Annotated in this window: 19 protein-coding genes and 1 pseudogene; 3 read left to right on the forward strand and 17 right to left on the reverse strand. The window is 49.2% G+C overall.

All coding sequences use genetic code 11. The features are described from left to right. Window positions 1-392: 392 nt before the first annotated feature. Together ACFQ3J_RS15895 and ACFQ3J_RS15900 are read right to left on the reverse strand one after the other, a co-directional pair. Window positions 393-1,166: a sirohydrochlorin chelatase gene (locus ACFQ3J_RS15895; RefSeq protein ID WP_251582665.1), complete on the reverse strand. Its 774-nt coding sequence runs from the start codon at window positions 1,164-1,166 to the stop codon at window positions 393-395. Next, window positions 1,167-1,457: a YerC/YecD family TrpR-related protein gene (locus tag ACFQ3J_RS15900; RefSeq protein WP_047912825.1), complete on the reverse strand. Its 291-nt coding sequence runs from the start codon at window positions 1,455-1,457 to the stop codon at window positions 1,167-1,169. A 524-nt stretch (window positions 1,458-1,981) separates the two neighbouring features. On the opposite strand from ACFQ3J_RS15900, the gene ACFQ3J_RS15905 reads away from it, so the two are divergent. Then, entirely contained in the window at window positions 1,982-2,596 is a 615-nt protein-coding gene (locus ACFQ3J_RS15905; RefSeq protein WP_091160518.1) for a hypothetical protein, read from the forward strand. 93 nt (window positions 2,597-2,689) lie between these two features. Here ACFQ3J_RS15905 and corA read toward each other — a convergent pair whose 3' ends face one another. The 12 genes from corA to ACFQ3J_RS15965 all read right to left on the reverse strand — a co-directional run bounded on the left by corA (window position 2,690) and on the right by ACFQ3J_RS15965 (window position 14,728). Then, a complete protein-coding gene (gene corA, locus ACFQ3J_RS15910) occupies window positions 2,690-3,655 on the reverse strand; it encodes a magnesium/cobalt transporter CorA (protein ID WP_091160624.1) in 966 nt (321 codons plus the stop codon). Window positions 3,656-3,968: 313 nt separating this feature from the next. After that, window positions 3,969-4,955, reverse strand: a complete 987-nt coding sequence (locus ACFQ3J_RS15915) for an inorganic phosphate transporter (protein WP_251582787.1) — start codon at window positions 4,953-4,955, stop codon at window positions 3,969-3,971. Window positions 4,956-4,975: 20 nt separating this feature from the next. Next, the gene (locus ACFQ3J_RS15920) at window positions 4,976-5,593 is read right to left on the reverse strand and encodes a DUF47 domain-containing protein (RefSeq protein ID WP_091160519.1); all 618 of its coding nucleotides are present in this window, start codon (window positions 5,591-5,593) and stop codon (window positions 4,976-4,978) included. A gap of 387 nt (window positions 5,594-5,980) precedes the next feature. Next, window positions 5,981-7,885 (reverse strand): heavy metal translocating P-type ATPase, encoded by a 1,905-nt coding sequence (locus tag ACFQ3J_RS15925; protein ID WP_091160521.1) that lies wholly within the window; start codon window positions 7,883-7,885, stop codon window positions 5,981-5,983. Then, a complete protein-coding gene (locus ACFQ3J_RS15930; RefSeq protein WP_251582666.1) occupies window positions 7,882-8,133 on the reverse strand; it encodes a hypothetical protein in 252 nt (83 codons plus the stop codon). Before ACFQ3J_RS15930 ends, ACFQ3J_RS15925 begins: the two co-directional genes overlap by 4 nt. A gap of 64 nt (window positions 8,134-8,197) precedes the next feature. Next, window positions 8,198-8,395, reverse strand: coding sequence for a hypothetical protein (locus ACFQ3J_RS15935; protein WP_091160524.1), 198 nt, complete (start codon window positions 8,393-8,395; stop codon window positions 8,198-8,200). Between the two features lie 19 nt (window positions 8,396-8,414). Continuing rightward, window positions 8,415-9,023: an ABC transporter ATP-binding protein gene (locus ACFQ3J_RS15940; RefSeq protein WP_091160526.1), complete on the reverse strand. Its 609-nt coding sequence runs from the start codon at window positions 9,021-9,023 to the stop codon at window positions 8,415-8,417. Between the two features lie 60 nt (window positions 9,024-9,083). Beyond that, complete coding sequence (locus tag ACFQ3J_RS15945; RefSeq protein ID WP_091160528.1) at window positions 9,084-9,923, reverse strand: ATP-binding cassette domain-containing protein; 840 nt, start codon at window positions 9,921-9,923, stop codon at window positions 9,084-9,086. A 12-nt stretch (window positions 9,924-9,935) separates the two neighbouring features. Next, on the reverse strand, window positions 9,936-10,763 hold the full coding sequence (locus tag ACFQ3J_RS15950) for an ABC transporter permease (protein ID WP_251582667.1): 828 nt from the start codon (window positions 10,761-10,763) through the stop codon (window positions 9,936-9,938). Next, window positions 10,760-11,749, reverse strand: a complete 990-nt coding sequence (locus ACFQ3J_RS15955; RefSeq protein WP_091160531.1) for an ABC transporter permease — start codon at window positions 11,747-11,749, stop codon at window positions 10,760-10,762. The genes ACFQ3J_RS15950 and ACFQ3J_RS15955 overlap by 4 nt, the downstream gene beginning before the upstream one ends. 3 nt (window positions 11,750-11,752) lie before the next feature. Next, window positions 11,753-13,393, reverse strand: coding sequence for an ABC transporter substrate-binding protein (locus ACFQ3J_RS15960; protein ID WP_251582668.1), 1,641 nt, complete (start codon window positions 13,391-13,393; stop codon window positions 11,753-11,755). 255 nt (window positions 13,394-13,648) lie between these two features. Further along, window positions 13,649-14,728, reverse strand: a complete 1,080-nt coding sequence (locus ACFQ3J_RS15965; RefSeq protein WP_244533581.1) for a DUF3048 domain-containing protein — start codon at window positions 14,726-14,728, stop codon at window positions 13,649-13,651. A gap of 367 nt (window positions 14,729-15,095) precedes the next feature. Between ACFQ3J_RS15965 and ACFQ3J_RS15970 the strand changes: the two are divergent. Both ACFQ3J_RS15970 and ACFQ3J_RS15975 read left to right on the forward strand, forming a co-directional pair. After that, window positions 15,096-15,296: pseudogene (locus ACFQ3J_RS15970) on the forward strand (Crp/Fnr family transcriptional regulator); the annotation flags it as partial. 100 nt (window positions 15,297-15,396) lie between these two features. Next, window positions 15,397-15,609 carry a hypothetical protein gene (locus ACFQ3J_RS15975; protein WP_091160534.1) on the forward strand — a complete coding sequence of 71 codons (213 nt, stop codon included), beginning with the start codon at window positions 15,397-15,399 and terminating at the stop codon, window positions 15,607-15,609. Between the two features lie 87 nt (window positions 15,610-15,696). Here ACFQ3J_RS15975 and ACFQ3J_RS15980 read toward each other — a convergent pair whose 3' ends face one another. The 3 genes from ACFQ3J_RS15980 to ACFQ3J_RS15990 form a co-directional block, all read right to left on the reverse strand. After that, the gene (locus ACFQ3J_RS15980; RefSeq protein WP_091160536.1) at window positions 15,697-16,473 is read right to left on the reverse strand and encodes a DODA-type extradiol aromatic ring-opening family dioxygenase; all 777 of its coding nucleotides are present in this window, start codon (window positions 16,471-16,473) and stop codon (window positions 15,697-15,699) included. Between the two features lie 98 nt (window positions 16,474-16,571). Beyond that, complete coding sequence (locus ACFQ3J_RS15985) at window positions 16,572-17,402, reverse strand: alpha/beta hydrolase (RefSeq protein WP_251582669.1); 831 nt, start codon at window positions 17,400-17,402, stop codon at window positions 16,572-16,574. 136 nt (window positions 17,403-17,538) lie between these two features. Next, complete coding sequence (locus ACFQ3J_RS15990; RefSeq protein ID WP_251582670.1) at window positions 17,539-17,883, reverse strand: hypothetical protein; 345 nt, start codon at window positions 17,881-17,883, stop codon at window positions 17,539-17,541. Window positions 17,884-17,976 lie beyond the last annotated feature (93 nt).

The following is a 17,976-nucleotide window of genomic DNA, read 5'->3' on the forward strand; positions in this document are numbered from 1 at the left end:
TACTTTTAGCAAATATCCCAAAGATCATCATACAACCAGCCTTGGGCACCTTCTCTTTATCTTTATAAATTGACTCGAGTTCATAATACCCTTATTACCTTGTTATGAACTGAATCCGACCAAACGATAGAAATAGAATTATAGCGTTTATAGTTTGTTCCATCTTCTTACTATTCCCAAAAACACTTCCGCTTAAGTCTCTCTAAGCCTGTTTCTTACATCCAATAGTTTATTATACAACAAAAAACCGGCCGTCGTCTTTATTTCAGTTCGCATCATACCACTGTTTTAGGACAAACGGCCAGGACTCTATACCCTTATTCTATTGTATTCCATAAGCATTTCCAATATTAAGCGAATACAAATAACAACAATTGCACATTCATTCGCGCCTAAGTGTTCGCCAAGGTTCTCAGCATATCGTCCACTTGCTTCTCAATCCACTGATGCAGTAGTGGATGGGGCAGGAGCGTACGATCTCCACTATATTCCACGTGAATTCCACCCAGCCGTTTCGGTATCTCTACATTCGTAAAATACCCTGCACTTAGAAATAGCGGCATGGCCAGAACCCGGTACCCTTGTTCTATATAATCAGCAGCCGTATCATTGATACGATCTGGATTCAACAGTGCGTAATCCGCTTGAGAAACTCCACTAATCTCCTTGACCAGACGAGCGAGCGTCGAGAAGCCCTGCTCCCAGCGCTGCAGAAATCCGTCATGACGGCTTCCGTGTCCAAGCAGAAGAATGATCTCCTTGGAGGGCTCCTGCGAATAGGGCCTCAGCTTGTCCCATATCATCGTGGCAAGCAGCGGATCATCATGCAGCGGATGTCCATAATGAACGCGTGACTTCACCTCGAAAGGCTCAAGATCCGTCACCTTCTCAGGAACAGGCTTCGCTCCAAGCGCATACTCAATCTCATCGACATGGGTGCTGCCCGCTGAAATAAACAAGGGAACAGCGAGTATATCGGTTACTCCATTCTGTTCGAGCTCGTCAATTCCATCCTGAATAAGCCTTCCCTCTACATTTTCCAGAAAAGAAGCATACACAGGTACTCCCGCCGGTAAAGACAGCTGCATCACTGCTTGATCCACAAGCTCAGTCCAGCCTGAATCCTTGGATCCATGGCTGATAATCAGAACTCCGGGCTTCATCATTTAGCGTCCAAGGCGCTCCAGCGCCATCTTGTATCCGTCATTGCCATAATTCAAGCAGCGCTTAACACGGGAAATGGTCGCCGTGCTTGCACCCGTCTCAGACTCAATCTGATTATAGGTATTACCTTTACCCAGCATGCGCGCTACTTCCAGACGCTGTGACAAGGATTGAATCTCGTTCACCGTACACAGGTCGTCAAAGAACACATAGCACTCCTCAATGTCCTTTAGTGTCAAAATGGCTTCAAATAATTGATCTATACTTTTATCATTTAGCTTCTTCAGCTGCATGTCATCATCCCCTAAGGTTACTATGAATATTATTTCATTGTAACTACACGTTATTGGTATTTCAAGCATTACCGTTTTCACGCGATGCAGAATAAAATCATTCCGATACTCCTTGCGCTATACACAGGCGGTAAGATCTTAGAGCACCGCACGCCAAACTACATTATACCATAATGCACAGGTTTGCAATGAAATGTGATACCTTTTGCTCTTGTTTATAAGAAGTCATGGTGTTGTTTATTACCCGGACTTCATGTTTATTCGTTCCCATGTGGAAAGAATCCTGTTGACTCTACCTATTTATCGGCTGTTTCCGATATTTTTTTCACACACATATAAGGCTGCGCTGTTCCTGTGAGCTCATGCTGTTGTGCATCTCCTCTCTGTTCATAAGTGATAGAGCTGCGCCTTGGGCCAGAGCCCAAATCCGCCAATATCCCGGAAAATCTCGCATTTTTTTAAACGCGGAGGACCTCATCAACATACACTATACTAAACCATGTGCAAAGGAATGTGATCAACCGATGTCTCAACAACACTACAGAAGACGCAGCCGGCAAGCTCGGGCATTCACGGACCCTAATCAGTATTCACCATATCCTGGGATTCCACACTATAATCAGCCCCCTGCGCCGGACCATACTGCACAAACCAATGCATTAGTACCAACTCAGCCGCAGGTTCCTCAAGCGATACCTCAGCAGATTACTCCCACTCCCGTCTATCCTGCGAACCAGGTTGTACAGCAGGCTGCTGATACCGGAGCAGCGGCCGCCACTGGAGGTCTGCTCGGCAATTTAGGCGGAATCGGGAATAACTTGAGTAGTCTAAAAGGTCTGTTTGACCGGATCGGCGGCATTGACGGGATCGTCAATGGAATGGGCAAGGTACAGCAGGTCGTCAACGGAGTGCAGCAGATGGCCCCGATGATGAAGCTGTTTGTAGGATTGCTCCCCTTTGGAGCCGCAGCAGCAGCCAATAAAGCAGCAGAGTCCACATCACCCACATACGAGGAGACTTACTACCGCCCAAGAAAGAAGCGTAAACGCAAGAAGTCAAGATCCACGGGCAAAAAACGCCGCAAAACTTCATCTTCCAAGCCTTACTCTCCCTCATCCTCCAAAAAGAGAAGGAGATAAGCTACCCTTGCTTATGCTGGACTCCGCATAAAGCACCCTCCGTAGGAATGATGGCTGATGGAGGGTGCTTCTGTTTTTTTTGAAACATATGCCTTACTTGAACCAGCCCCGTTTCTTAAACCAGATCATCATTCCGCAGCCCAGCAGGATCATCCCTACGATGACCGCAGTGTATCCATAGCGATAACTGAGCTCTGGCATATGATGAAAATTCATCCCATAGATGCCGGCAATCAGCGTAAGGGGCATGAATAAGGTCGTTATTACCGTGAGCGTCTTCATAATGCTGTTCATGCGATCCGAATTCAGCGAAATGTAGCTGTCCCTCAGGTCTGCCGTCATTTCCCGGTCTGCTTCAAGCATATCTGTCAGCTTTAGCAAATGGTCATAAATATTGATAAAATACAGCTTATGATCACTTCGGCTCTGACCCTGTATATGCTGCGAGTTGATGATTCGATACAAGAGATCCCTCATCGGCACGATCGTTTTGCGCAAATGCAGCAGCTTGCTTCGAATGAGAAACACTTGATTAACCAGCTCCTCCGTCGGTGCATTGCCGCTCCTTCCTTCCAGTTCAGCCAGCTCATCCTCAATTGCAAACAAGACCGGAAAGTAACCATCGACCAGCTTATCCATCACTGTATATGCTGCCGCAATCGGAGCTCTGCTCCAAATGGTACGCCTCTCGGCCTCGCCACCGATACGCTCCCAGGCCTGATCCAGTTCGTCAAGCGGCTCATGATGATAGGACACCAGCAGCTTGGGACCAAGAAACAGATCTACCTCATGCGGCTTCTCCTCTTCCTGGCGGATCGCATGAAGCACCATGAATTGAATATCTTCATAGTAATCCAGCTTAGGGCGCTGAAGCACATGCAGGCAATCTTCAATTGCCAGCGGATGAAATTGAAAATACTTATGCAGCAGCTGTGACTCCTGTTCTGTCGGGGCACTGAAATCCGTCCATACAAAATCATAATCATCAAGACTTATATCAAGCAGATGTAACTCTTTGACCACTTTATGATCATGGGTTATTGCCATCGTACGAATAATCGTGCACCACGCCTTTCCATACATATCACCGACATCACGGAACAAAAAAGCCCTGCTTCCTCATCTTTTGTTCATTCATAAATCGTGAACGAGAGGTAAGCACGGACTGTATGATTTCAGCTGATTTATCTATCCACAAGTGGATAACTTTTTATATGAGATCTGTTATTCTTAGATGTCCCCATATTCACAGAGTTATAAACATTTTCCACATGAAACGAATGAAAAACCCGGCAAAAACGCGAAAATGAATCCACAGCTTCGCGATCGTCCGGGTTCTGTTCATTCTACATCTATTTTTGAAATTAAGAGCTTAGAAAAATATCCACATAATAAGGCCGGCAAGAAAACCGGAAATCGGAATGGTAATAAACCAGGTGACTATGATGCGTCCTGCTAGCGACCATTTCACCGATTTGAAACGTTTAGCCGAGCCTACACCAAGGATTGCAGATGTGATTGCATGCGTGGTGCTGACCGGAAGGTGCAGCAGCGTTGCGCCGAAGATGACGGATGCTGCTGAGAAATCCGCTGCAAAACCGTTGATTGGTTCAATCTTGAATATTTTTGTACCCATTGTCTTGATAATTTTCCATCCGCCGACTGCCGTACCTGCCGCCATCGCTGTAGCTGCCGCGATTTTGACCCACAGCGGAACGTCCATTGTATCCTGCACTTTCGCTGCAACGAGAGCGAAAGTAATAATCCCCATCGCTTTCTGTGCATCGTTCGTACCGTGTGTGAAGGATTGGAGTGCAGCTGTAAAGATCTGCATGGTCCGAAAACCTTTGTTGACCGTATGTGGACTGCGCTTGGCAAAGATCCATTTCAGTAAGGTCATCACGATATAACCAATGACGAAGGCAATGATTGGAGAGAAGATCAAACCTTTTACAATATCAGCAAACCCTGCCCAATTCAGCTCGCTTCTTTCACCGATAAATACGGCACCCGCAAGCGCACCAATCAGTGCATGGGATGAAGAAGACGGGAGCCCGAACCACCAGGTGATCAGGTTCCAGGCAATCGCTGCAATAAGCGTCGCAATCACGATATTGATCCCGTTATCCAGCTTCGTGGGGTCAGCGACACTGCCCCCGATCGTTTTCGCAACCCCTGTAAACATCAGTGCACCCAGAAAATTCATGCTGGCTGCAAGAATAATAGCCCGGCGCGGTGTCAGGGCTCTCGTCGATACCGATGTTGCAATGGCATTCGCCGTATCGTGGAACCCGTTAATGAAATCGAAGGCCAGCGCCAGGAAGATGACAATCCCTAATACCCATATAGTAGTTTCCATTTCCATAATCGATGTGCTCCTTACGAGTTCCGCATGATGATCGATTCAAGACGGTTTGCAACATGCTCGCAAGCATCGGTTGTCGTCTCAAGACGCTCGTAGGTTTCTTTGCGTTTAATCAGCTCAATGGGATCCGTTACTGTGTCGAACAGGTTCTTGATGCAAATACGAAGAAGCTCGTCCCCTTGATTCTCTAGATCGTTCAAACGAATCGTGTACTCGCGGATGGCAAGCAGCTTTTTCTGGGAGAGCAAATGTACAGCTTTTTGAATTTCATAGGCAGACTCGCGGATAATTTCAGCAAACTGTACAATATATTCATCCGGATCTGTCAGATTGTACATGTAGAAACGGGATGCGGTTGCTTCAATACCGTCCAGTACATCATCAAGCGTCGTAGCGAGCGCCATGATATCGTCACGTTCGATAGGTGTAATAAACGTCTTGTTCAGCTCTTTGATAATTGTATGTGTGTAGTTATCGCACTCGGTCTCATACTTCTTCATTTGATTCGTAAATTCGACCATGTTGTTCAGGCTTCCGGCATGCTGGGCAAAATAATCCGCAGCTTGTACAACCGTGTCCGCCATGCTTTCCAGTGACTCAAAAAATATATCCTTCTTCTTCTTCAAAGCCATTCTTATATCCCCTTCACAGAAAAATTGCGTGAAATGTAATGTAATGAAATGAAATGACAACATTTGATATCTTATCATACTTTACACCGCGTTTACACAAAAAACGAACACTTTTCATCATTATCAATTTCCATCTTTATGTAGAGTGACCTGGTAGAGCCTCTATTATCCAGATCACTCACAGAACTTCCATGCTTATCCTCGATATTCCTAGATATAACCATTACATCTGTAAAGAGAAACATAGCCAGATGATCATCGATATGCTCTAACTCTGCCATATGCACAAAAAAAAGCCTTTGCTTAAATTCGGCGGTGACTACGCCATGAACTCAAGCCAAAGGCTGCATATATGCCAAAATTAATTTTACTTGTAATGAAGCTGCGTCATGAATTCGCGTCTTGAATTCGCATCTTCAAGCTGCGTCTTGAAACCGAAGCTTTCTTGCGAATCAATCTCGCCGAATTCATCACTACAAATAACGACGCAACATTATGGATCGCTGCTCCCATAACCGGATCGATCCACCCCGAGGCTGCCAGGAGAATACCAATGACATTAAATGCCACAGCAAAGATCCAGATGTTCTGCCTTACGATGAACATCGTTGAACGGCTAATTTGCATGACCTCCGGCAGCTTCTCAAGCCGGTCACCCATCAAGGCCACCTGTGAGGACTGGATCGCCAGATCTGTCCCTGCCGCTCCCATGGCAATGCCTACATCGGCTGCCGCAAGGGCAGGTGCATCATTAATGCCTTCACCGACCATGGCTACAACAAAACCCTCGCGCTGATAGCGGCGAATGACAGCCAGCTTGTCGTGAGGAAGCAGTCTGGCGTGAACATCGTCCAGCTTCAGCTCCCGCTGAAGTGATGCGGCTGCTCCTTCACTATCACCGGTTAGAAGCACGATCCGCGAAATACCGAGCTGTCGAATTCGGGCAAGTGCCTGATCCGCCTCATCCCGGACTTTATCCCCGATAATGAGACCTCCCGCCAGTTCTTCTTCTACTATAATGAGCAGGACGGTTTCGTGCGGATGCTGTGCCAGAAACTGCACAGCCGCCTCTGCGTCGGCACCATTGGCCCACTGCTCCATGAGACGCTCATTCCCCACTCGAACCCGCTTCCCGGACACGATTGCGCTGACACCCATGCCGACTTCCTGCTTGAAGTCCCTCGGCTCCTCTGCAAGCGTTAATCCGCTCTCAGCAGCGTATTCCCTTATCGCGAGCCCAATCGGATGCTCGGAATATCGTTCTGCCCCTTCCGCATAACATAGCAGCTCTGCTTCCGTGATCTTTCCAAATGATAAAATTTGCTTCAGCACCGGCTTGCCTTGGGTTAGCGTGCCGGTCTTGTCGAAGCAGACCAGATCAACCCGGGACAATGCCTCCATGGCGCGTCCGCCCTTTACGAGCACACCACGCTTGGCAACGTTGCCTACACTGGCAACGACGGCGGTAGGCGTAGCGAGCACAAGCGCACAGGGACAGGCGATAACCAGCACGGTCATCGTACGTACCAGATCGTCCGTGAACAGCCAGGTTATTGCGGCCGTTCCTAGAATAATCGGTGTAAAATAGCCGGCAATCCGGTCTGCGAGCCTTTGCATGGGGCCCTTCGTTTCCTGTGCATCCAGCACTGAGGCAATAATTCGGCCCATCGTTGTTTCTTCTCCGGTTTTTGCCACCTTGATCTCAATCGAGCCAAACTCGGCAACCGTGCCTTGGTATACCTGGCTGCCAGCGGCTTTGTCCTGCGGCATCGGCTCTCCCGTCAGTGCGGCTTCACTGATGGAAGCAGAGCCTCTCGTAACGGTTCCATCGGCAGGTATGCGTTCTCCCGGCCTCACTAACACCCGGTCATCAGGGACAAGCTCCGAGGTAGACACCCGGATCCATGCTCCGCCTCGCCACACAGAGGCTTCCTCTGGCACAAGAGCTAGCAGCTCCTCAAACGACTGCCGGGTCCGGTGCAGCGTAATTTCCTCAAGCAGCTCGCCAATGAGCATCATCAGCGCCACAAGCGCGGCAGCTTTGTAAAATCCGAGGTAGGCACAGCCGGCCATCGTAATCACGACCAGGGTGCCTGCGGTCAGCCTGTGGGTATCCAGCACAGCCAGAAGTGCGCGGTAAGCAATAACGCCGCCTCCAAGCAGCATTGCATAGAATGCGGGCGGAAAGCCCGCGACATCGTCCAGCATCGGGATATACGAGACGAGCAAAGCGAGCCCAACAGACAGCGGCAGAAACCATATGTACGCATTTCTCAGCTGCACTGTGTTCATAGCTGACTGAACTCCCAAATGACATAGGCCGTTAAACCGGCGATAACCACGAATGCCGAAATGAGCTTATGACGCGTATTTGCACGTTCTTTTCTCTGCTGCCGCTGCTCCGAGTCCCGGGAATCATAGCTGTCGTCCTCATCCGGGTCTGGGCCTCCTAACGGTATGTATCTCCCGCCGTTTTGTTTCCGGTTATGATGGTGGCGGGTCAGTATCCCGTGATAGCCTTCATGCATAACGACTTCCATCGTATAGACACGCTCCTCTATTAATCACTTGGAAGGCCTCAAGCGGAATGTCAGCCTCCATAGGCTAAGCCATAAAGTTCTGCTGGTCCTTCCCTTCTACTGTTTCTGCAATTTCAGCCTGTGCGGCGTTTCCCTGAATTGCTTCGGATTCATCCGGCTTCACCGTTTGACCCGGACGCGGCTTGATGTCTTCACAGGATGTATGTCCGGCCAGAAGGGTGTAAGCTGCGGCAATTGCTGCTGCTCTCATCCATTTCTTCATCTCAGCTCACCGCCGATTCTTATTTTTGATAGGTTGTAAAATCGATCACCCTTGTACAGATTCGATTCAAGAGATGATGGTCATGGCTGACAATCACAAGCCCCATCTCCCGCTTCTCTGCCAAGTCAAGCACCGCCTTCCATATTCGGGCCTGTGTAATGGCATCGAGCATCGTTGTCATCTCATCTGCTATGAAAAACCTGGTCTCTGGCGCCAAAGCGCGGGCAATGCAGATTCGTTGCAGCTCTCCGCCCGAGAGCTCAGCCGGCCACCTCTCCAGCCAATCTGGATGAATATCGAGGGCTGCAAGCAGCTCCTCGTCCGGCTCCCAGCCCTCGTTCAATATCTGGCGCACCTTCCATCGTGGATTTACAGCCCGTTCAGGATGCTGGAATATCAGCTGGATCGGTCTGTAACCAATGCTGGGCAGCGGTTGACCGTCCAACAGCACCTTGCCCTCAAATTCCTTGTCATAGCCTGACATAATCCGGCATAAGGTGGATTTCCCACAGCCGCTCGGTCCTAACAATCCTACGGCCTCCCCTTGTTTTACCTGCATATTTGCTTCACGGAACAGCCACTGCTCCCTGCCATACCGCTTGCTTACGTTGTGAGCTTCAAGCTCCATAAGGGCTTCTCACCTTCCCTTGGGTAATGTTCGCCCTCATCTGACTTGCCTCGGCAGTTGTCATATCGGCTTCTCTTCTTCTCTTGCCGCGGCTGCCATGGCATGATCAACCACATCAGGCACCGCAAAATCATTCTGAGGCAGTGCCTGCCATAATGCCTGTGAATACGGATGACGGAGACGCTCGCCCTTCCCTGTAAAATCAGCAGCCTCTGCCATTTCCAGTATCGTCCCGGAATAGAAGACAGCTACCCGGTCTGCGATGGACATAGCCGCTTCCAAATCATGCGTGATAAAAATAACAGCCGTTCCCGTATCCGCGAACTGCCTGAACATATTCAGCGTCTCCTGTACGACCGCCTCATCCAGCCCCGGCGTGGGCTCATCGGCAATGAGCAGTCTGGCGCCGCTGACCGATGCAATGGATACAAGCACACGCCGGGCCATCCCACCAGACAGCTGAAATGGGTACCGCTTCGCAGCCTTCGGACCGAGCCTCATTTTTTGAAAGGCTTTAATCTGCTCTTCGACAGGGTCTCCGACCCGTACGGCTTGCCTGACCTGCATGCCAACTCTCATTAACGGATCAAGAAAGTCAACGGATTGTGGGACAAGTGCGATTTCTCTGCCTCTCAGCTTCTTCATCAATTTCGGAGTTAGGGGCTGACCATCGAAGATCAGATTCCCACTCCATTTTGCATTGCTCGGCAGAATGCCAAGTATGGCGTGAGCCAGCAGGCTTTTGCCTGAACCGCTTGCTCCAACGACGGCAACAATCTCGCCGGGATGTACGGTCAAGGATAAGCTGCGGATTACCGATCTATCCATCTGCCTCAGACCCTTGTCATACCGGGTAAATGAAATATTCAAATCATCGATTTCCAATAAAGATGTTGTCATGGGTTCTCCCTTCTACTCCTGCGAACGATGCGGACTGATCAGCGCATGCAGGTTCTCAGCCAGCACATCAAAAGCACGCACGACAATGAGCAGGCATAGTCCCGGGAAAAACGCCAGCCACCACATGCCTGTGGACAAGTACCTCATCGATTCCGACAAAATGATACCGATTGCCGGCTGATGTGGTGAGAGGCCCATGCCGAGGAAAGTAATAGATGCCTCATGCAGAATGGCGTGCGGGAATAGCAGCAGCGTCCCAACAATAAACTGGGGCAGTAGATGCGGCAGCAGATGCCTTGTCGCAATCCACCATTTGGATCTGCCCATCTGCTCGGATACAAGCACGAACTCGCTTGTTTGCAAATACATCATTTCCGCACGAATTAGACGGGCAAGGCTCGGCCAATGAGTCAGGCCCACGGCAATAATGACTCCCTTGACGCCGCCGCCCATGACAAACGCGAGCAGTATAAGCAGAACCAGATGAGGTACACTCAGGAACAGGTCAATCAGCCACGTAATGATCCGGTCGACGGTTCTGCCAAGGGAAGCGGCCATTAGTCCAAGCACAGCGGCAATCATTCCGCTTGCCAGTGCCGCCGTTAAGCCGACGCCAAGACTTAGGACAAGCCCTTTCATCGTTCTAGCGAGCATATCGCGCCCGAGCCAGTCTGTTCCGAACGGATGTGCAAGAGATGGAGCCTGATTCCGCTCGGTCAAATGAGTCTCCAGCAGCGAGCTGCTCTGCAAGAGAGCAAGCAGTATCGGAATAACCAGCAGAACAAACGCAATGGCCGAATAGATCAGCGTTCTCGTTCTGCGATTCAGTATGGTCATCATATCGATTGTCCCTCCCTGATCCGCGGGTCAATCCAGCGGTAAACGAGCTCGGATATGAGATTGCCTGTGAAGACGAACAGCGTGCTGAATAGCACAATGCCCATCAATAACGGAACATCGCCGCGCGTGCTCGCTTCCACCGTCGCTTGTCCCAGTCCGGGGTAGGAAAATACCTGCTCGACCAATACCGCGCCGCCAAACAGCTCGCTGAAGGAGGCGAACTGCAGCGTTACCGCGGGCAGGAGAATGTTGCGAAGGCCATGCCGGCGGAACAAGACGAAGCCTTCCTCTCCTCTTGCCTTCGCAAACAGTACATATTCACTTTCCAGCACCTCGACCAGCTTCTCTCGGGTATGCAGAGCAATATTCGATATCCCGACAATGCTGAGTGTGATTGCGGGCAGGATCATATGGCGCACCCGGTCCAGCCAGGTAACCTCTGCCGCTTCAACACCTGCAGGAACACCAAGACCAACTGGAAAGACTGGAATCCATACCGTAAACAAAATGAGCAGCAGCAGACCCGCCCAGAACGTCGGTGTAGAGGAGAGGCCATAGCAATACCACTTGATGATGCGGTCAATCCAGGTTCCCTGCTTCATCGCTGCCAGAGCCCCCGCTGCAAACCCGATAATTCCGGACAGCACCCAAGCTGCAAGCATAAGCGCCAGAGAGCTCTTAAACCGGTCAGCGATGACATCCATTACGGGTTCACGGTGAATCATTGAAGTCCCCAAGTCGCCTTGTACAAGCGCATGGCCCCATGCTAGAAACCGCTCTACAGGAGGGTCATTCAGCCCCCAGTATTCAGCAATCGCTGCACGCTGCTCGCTACTAACACGGAGCATATCTGCTCCAATATAAGCCTGCGTCGGATCAATGGGGGAATGGCTGATTAATATGAAAGTAATGACGCTTACGGCTGCAAGCAAGAGGATAAGCTTAAAGAACTGCCGTACCACAAATTTAACGGTCACCGTCGCCATCTGCTATTCCTTCCATTCCCATTCTTCAATATTGGCCGTAATCGGCCAGCCATGACCATGCGGGTGAATTTGCTGCTCCCCAATATCCAGCTTGTCGTTCACAAGGTACAAGTGATTCAGGTTCACGAGCCAGGCCCACGGCGCGTCACCTGATATACTTAGGCCTGTTGTGCCATCCCACTGTGCTTTCTTCCACAGCTCCATTGCTTCATCTTCGTCCACAGCTGCAAGCGCTGCTTCCATATAGTCATCGACTTGCGGGTTATTGTAATAACCCGGGTTGTAATATTCCATTCCTGCAAATTTGCTGCTGTACACATTGTACATTTCCAGCGGATCATTGCTTCCGAACCCGAGTAGAACAGCGTTTGAGAACATCAGCTTGTCAATCTCGTCCCAGCTTTTTCCTTCTACTATAATGCCAATCCCTAATGGCTTGGCCATGTCAACGGCCGCGATGGCAAGAGACTGTCTCGTAGAATCCCCGGAGGAGTAGATCAGCGTAAATTCCGCTTCAAGGCCATTCTTGTCCACTGTCCCATCTCCATTGGAATCTGTCCATCCGCCTTCGGCCAAAATGTCCTTCGCCTGCTCTATGCTGCCATCTTCGAATACAGTATCTGAATTCCACCACGGCAGGTTATCGCTGATCGAATAGGCCGGTGTTCCTTCTCCTTCCAAAATGCCTTCTACAAGTGCATCACGGTCAATGCCGACATTTATCGCCTTTCGAATAGAAATATCCGCAGTGACATCGTTGCCGATCGGGTAGCCTTCTTCGGTTGTGCGGCCTTCTTCAGGCACATACGGGAACATAATGCCCCGGTTGTCCACGGACTGCAAAGATTCCAGCCTCATCCCTGCCACTTGCTGCGTGCTGAATGCGGGTGTTACAAATGCAACATCAACCGTACCTGCTTTCGCTGCGGCGAAGGCAGCATCCTCCTCCAGGAAGAGGAAGGTCAGCTTAGAGAAACTGGACTTCTCTCCATAATAAAGATCGTTCCGCTCGACGATCAGCTGCTGCCCTTTATCCCACTGGACAAACTTGAACGGACCCGAGCCAACGGGGTTCTGTGCGTAATTATCCCCGTATGCATGTTTAGGGACGATGCCGAGTGTCGCCAGGACATAGACAAATGTCGATTGCGGCTGCTTGAGTGTGAGCTCCACCGTATAGTCATCCAGGGCTGTTATAGAAGCCAGATTAGTCAGATCAACAACCGAGCTGCTGTCCTTCGCCGTTTCATATGTAAACACAACATCATCCGCTGTAAGCACTTCTCCGTCGCTGAACTGGGCATCCTCTCTCAGCTTGACGGTCCAAATCAGCCCGTCCGCGCTTGTCTCATAGCTTGCAGCCAAATCGCTTACGATCTCCATCTCACTGTTACGTTTGAGCAGTGTGCTCTGGAACAAGGGTGAACCATACCGTCCCCAGCCTGTTACCGGGTCAAATCCTGTATCCGGCTCACCACCGACGGCCAGTATTAGCTCTTCCTTCGCTGCTGTCTTGACCCCTGTCGATGCAGAGGCCTGAAGCTCACTTCCTGTCTCCTTGACCGGCTGTGCAGAACAGCCTGCTGAAGCTATTACAGCAAAAGCCAAGGCCGCCACTTGAATTGAACGGCCTTTCATCCTCATACTTCTCGCTTCCTCTCTGTCATCACATGAAATGAACTTCGACAATTTTACCATTGCTGTGCGATCTGTCTGTTACCTCACGGTAAAGAAAATGTAAAATTCTTCATTTTTCAATAAAATCATTCAATTTTCTTCTCTCTTTGACATTGTCATCATTAATATGGAGTATATATCTGGACTCGATATTTCCGTGGATTCACAAAAAATAGCCAGATGATCATGGCTTGTAAAAGCGATGTTCATCTGGCTATGTGTTTAATGAAATGTAATATGCTCTTCAAGTGCTGGAGATTCCGGCACGATGCTGAAGAAGTTTTTTCCCGGAACAAGCGGCAGCTCCTTCTCATCTTTATAGAACCGAATGATGTCTCCTGAGGATTTCCTCCACTCTGCGCGGATAAGCTGACCTTGCTGGAACAGCATCGCCTCACCGCCCGATGACAGATCAAGTGCGAGTCTGCCCACATCGTCAAGCACCTGATGCGAGGTCGACAGCACAATAATATTGGAAGCGGCTAGACGCGTTCCATCATTCGCATCCAGATCCGGAGTAGCATTCACACTTCTTAAATACTGCTGCACTGTACTGTCATACTCGTAGCTTACCGTATAGCTGTCGCTCAGATAATAAATATCAAATGAGCTGGCCTCTTCTCCGCTCACCTCAGCTCCTTGCTCCATATATGAATATTCAGGTGCACTGTTCTCCGCTGAATATCCTCGGTTCTCGGCACCCTCTCTAAGCTGATCTACAGAGGAATACAGATTGTGCGGTGCTTTACGGTCACTGCTGCGGAAATAATAAGGTCCGCCATTAGAGATTTCGTCAAGATACGGCTTCCCTTCATTTTGCAGTATCGAGTAGGCAGCAGGGCTCCCTCCCGCATGCGCCAATATACCTCCATAGCTCTCGCCAAGCTCGATGAGGTAAGGGCGAATACTGCGGATCGGACCTAAGGTTTCTGCAGCTCCTTCGCTTTGGAAGATCGCAATCAGCCGGGTAATTCCTCCCTCAGCCAGCACTTCATATATATGATCTGCTTGACTAAGCCCGGATTGGGGTCTTGCTGCCGGGGCATTATTGATCATTACGGCAAGAGGTCTTTGATCAACCGGTACAGCAGATCGGATACCCGTTAAAGGCGCGACATAGGCAAGCTCAGACTCAGACTCGACCCCAGGCTCTTCTGTCATTTCCTCATAGGGGCTCGGTATCTCAACTACCGGCTCTGACGGCCCGGCTTCTGGTGTGGAATTGGCTGAGCAAGCGGTCGTAAGCAGGACGAGTATGAATAGAATGTATAACAAGGGCTTCCATTTTTCTGCTATTTTCACGTAAGTGTGTACCTCCTTCATCGTCAGGGAATTGTAGCATCTTGAGTTCTTTTCTATCATTTAATCATAAATATAGGCCGAATGTCTTTGATTTCCTGCCAGAAATGTATAGTTGATATGCATAAATCCCAAAAGAACAATCAATCGGCTATATCCAGATTGGAACGGTTCAATTCAGCTGGATATATACCTCTTAACTAAAGAAAGCCGAATTATGCAAAATCCTAAGATAGAATGAGCAAAAGAGGTGTACAAAGATAAAGGCTTCAACTTCTCTCGCTCAATCTATCTTGATAATTCACTAATTATCTTCAGGCAAGGGGAATCATACAGATTCCTCACAAAAAATCAGGATGGAGTGGTTTATATGTTTACAACATGGCTGAGAGAGAACAAGGTTGCAATGTGGCTGCTGACCGTGCTCCGGGTGTATCTCGGATATGACTGGATGACTCACGGCTGGCAGAAGCTGACTGGCGGGGGTTTTGACGCTACAGGATTCCTGACAGGAGCAATCGAAAAATCGACAGGTGAAAATGCCGTAGTCCAAGGCTGGTGGGGTGCTTTTTTTCTATATCCATTCATCCCGAAGTGCTTCCATGGTATACTCTCATCACAGCCCACTTCTAGGGGCATTTAATCCAAGAGGATGGAGGTGTGACAACCCCTTGGCTACGACTCGCCGTTTAACAACCAACCTTGACTTTGAAGAAGCCATGACTCGAAAGAGACGCATTCGCGTTTTTAGAGATAACCAGCAAATCGACTCCGGCGGCGTTATTATTCGCTATGATGATATGACGATTGTCATTCAATCCAGCGTCAGCGATATTGCCTATCATCAAAGGCAGGACTGTGAGTTCTTCGAACTTAAATCTTAAGATCTGCGAGAAGCTCGTATACAATAAAAGGCATCCCCTGTAGAAGATCCACTCTTCCGATAGGGATGCCTTTAACTTCGTTATAAGTTAACCGAACTGCCAGCAATTCAGACTAAGACTGCCGTACTGATAGGCTTGAAACAACTTCTGTGCACTGCGTTCCTTGTCTGCTGCTCCCATTGCATAGAATAAGGGTGCAAAATGCTCTGAAGCATACGATGGCACCGCATCTTGGGCATTCGGGGCTTTTTTCTCGTAATCATAGAGATCTCTAAGATTCCACTCCTGCAGCTTCGAAGTGAGCCATTCATCGAACTCGGCAGCCCAGGCTGCGGGTTCTGAACCCGGACTAAGCTTTCTCAAATTATGTACCAGCCCGCCGCTGCCAATCACTAATATATCCTCGTGCCTTAAAGGCTCCAGCATACAGCCGATGCGATACTGCTCCTGCTCCGATCGCATGGAATCGACAGACAAGCTGACTACCGGAATATTCGCTTCCGGATACATATGCCGCAGAATGACCCAGGCGCCGTGATCAAGCCCTCTTCCTGTAACGAGCTTGTACGAAAGATTGTGCTCTGACATCAATTGGCCAATCCGCATGGACAGCTCGGGATCTCCCGGGGCAGGATACTCGATCTTGTACATCTCTTCAGGAAATCCATAAAAATCATGCATCGTCGTATGAAATTCATCCGCAGACAGTGACTGCACCGGCTCATCATAATGAGCGGAAAATAAGGCAATACCTTTCGGAACCGGTAAGCTGGCACCAAGCTCTCTCAAGAACGCTGTATAATTGTTGTCCTCTATTACGAGGGTAGGTGAACCGTGCGCAATAAACAATGCAGGTAAAGTCATCGCTGCCAAGCCTCCAGACACAGGTAGAATGGGTGTATGTGTTTATTTTACATCTAGAGGTGAATGAAATAAAGTTACTGAAACATTTATTTCTCCCATCAGATCATCCAGTGCTGCCAGTCCTGATTAGCAGTACGCTGCTCTGTTAACCACGCACGGGTACGTTTGATTAGCTGCTCACGTTCCGGTCCTGATGAAAAGGTATGGTCACCTTGAAAAATAATATCCTTATCGCAGCGTCCCTCGCTGCGCATCCAGAATACCTTCTGATATAAAAAGGCGTAGTCCACCGGGATTGTATCATCGCTCGTTCCGTGGATGACCAGCACATCGCCTGAGAACTTGAGCGCCTCCTGAAACGGCTGAAAATCTGCGAGCGATTCGAAGTATGTTGGAGTAAAGCGATAGCCTAAATAATCTGCAGCACCCTCTTTGACAGAGGTATCGTATTTGTCACGACCTGTAATTTTTATTATGTCATTAAAGGGATACCCTACAGCAGACCACAGGACAAGCTTGGTTACTCGTTTGTCTCTTACCGCAGTATGCAGTGCCGTAGCTCCTCCCAGGCTGTGACCGAGCAGCGTCACCTGCTGAGGATCAACATCACAGCAGTCAATAGCATAGTCGAGCACACTCTTCGTCTGATTAATCATCGACTGCAGTCCCTCGGCGCCATATTCACCTGTACTCTCTCCGCAGCCGATATAGTCAAACCGGAGTACCAGATTCCCATCCTCCGCTAATTCTCTCGCCGTTTTGACAAACAAACGGTCAACACCAATGCGATTACCTACAAACCCATGGCAAATAATGATCAGCGGTACTCGAGCTGGCTTCTTGCCTTCTGATATCTCGCTTACAACCGGATAGTGGATCGTTGCTGCTATTTCCTCTTTCCCATGCTTGATCGCAATTTGTCGTTCCATATGACTGCCTCCCAGTAAAAAATAACACCTGAATGGATATTCAAATTATATTTCAATTAATTCCGATAAGTTTAATATGAATTAGATGAAATTAGTGTAGCACCATTCTTTACTGAAAGTCAATCGAATCTATTCCCTATTCATAACTGCGTCGAAACATCGCATGGGTTTCTGATTTGCCCTTCCATTCCACAGGCTCCGCATCTGCCTCACCACGAGGTATCGCTCCCTCATCTTCCGTTCCAAATTCTGTATCAGCTATTGTCCGATAGACGGGCGCCACATTCGCAATCTCGGCACTGATCTGTGCTGCTCCCTTCACCCGCTGGTTCTCTGCAGAACGGCTCACCTCATGAGCCCACGCAAATTCCTCATTGTAACTGGTTGTTTCTTCAATATGTTCTGCCTTCACAACCTCATCCTTGACTCCCCTTGACTGGCTGTTTAACAGATACTGTCTTGTTGCATCATTCTGCGTCATAATCGAAATCCTCCCTTATATGCGTACTGCTCTTAGTTTAAGCACACGACATAGTGTGCGACAGGAGATAACCGGCTATACACTCCCTCTCGG

This window comes from Paenibacillus provencensis, from assembly GCF_042678545.1.
GTDB classification, from domain to species: Bacteria; Bacillota; Bacilli; order Paenibacillales; family Paenibacillaceae; genus Paenibacillus; species Paenibacillus provencensis.

Excerpts from the sequence above, each read along its gene's own strand:
- ACFQ3J_RS15895 (WP_251582665.1), bottom strand. The coding sequence starts at position 1,166 with ATGATGAAGCCCGGAGTTCTGATTATCAGCCATGGATCCAAGGATTCA.
- ACFQ3J_RS15900 (WP_047912825.1), bottom strand. The coding sequence starts at position 1,457 with ATGCAGCTGAAGAAGCTAAATGATAAAAGTATAGATCAATTATTTGAA.
- ACFQ3J_RS15905 (WP_091160518.1), top strand. The coding sequence starts at position 1,982 with ATGTCTCAACAACACTACAGAAGACGCAGCCGGCAAGCTCGGGCATTC.
- ACFQ3J_RS15915 (WP_251582787.1), bottom strand. The coding sequence starts at position 4,955 with ATGGAAACTACTATATGGGTATTAGGGATTGTCATCTTCCTGGCGCTG.
- ACFQ3J_RS15920 (WP_091160519.1), bottom strand. The coding sequence starts at position 5,593 with ATGGCTTTGAAGAAGAAGAAGGATATATTTTTTGAGTCACTGGAAAGC.
- ACFQ3J_RS15925 (WP_091160521.1), bottom strand. The coding sequence starts at position 7,885 with ATGAACACAGTGCAGCTGAGAAATGCGTACATATGGTTTCTGCCGCTG.
- ACFQ3J_RS15930 (WP_251582666.1), bottom strand. The coding sequence starts at position 8,133 with ATGGAAGTCGTTATGCATGAAGGCTATCACGGGATACTGACCCGCCAC.
- ACFQ3J_RS15935 (WP_091160524.1), bottom strand. The coding sequence starts at position 8,395 with ATGAAGAAATGGATGAGAGCAGCAGCAATTGCCGCAGCTTACACCCTT.
- ACFQ3J_RS15940 (WP_091160526.1), bottom strand. The coding sequence starts at position 9,023 with ATGGAGCTTGAAGCTCACAACGTAAGCAAGCGGTATGGCAGGGAGCAG.
- ACFQ3J_RS15945 (WP_091160528.1), bottom strand. The coding sequence starts at position 9,923 with ATGACAACATCTTTATTGGAAATCGATGATTTGAATATTTCATTTACC.
- ACFQ3J_RS15950 (WP_251582667.1), bottom strand. The coding sequence starts at position 10,763 with ATGATGACCATACTGAATCGCAGAACGAGAACGCTGATCTATTCGGCC.
- ACFQ3J_RS15955 (WP_091160531.1), bottom strand. The coding sequence starts at position 11,749 with ATGGCGACGGTGACCGTTAAATTTGTGGTACGGCAGTTCTTTAAGCTT.
- ACFQ3J_RS15960 (WP_251582668.1), bottom strand. The coding sequence starts at position 13,393 with ATGAGGATGAAAGGCCGTTCAATTCAAGTGGCGGCCTTGGCTTTTGCT.
- ACFQ3J_RS15980 (WP_091160536.1), bottom strand. The coding sequence starts at position 16,473 with ATGACTTTACCTGCATTGTTTATTGCGCACGGTTCACCTACCCTCGTA.
- ACFQ3J_RS15985 (WP_251582669.1), bottom strand. The coding sequence starts at position 17,402 with ATGGAACGACAAATTGCGATCAAGCATGGGAAAGAGGAAATAGCAGCA.
- ACFQ3J_RS15990 (WP_251582670.1), bottom strand. The coding sequence starts at position 17,883 with ATGACGCAGAATGATGCAACAAGACAGTATCTGTTAAACAGCCAGTCA.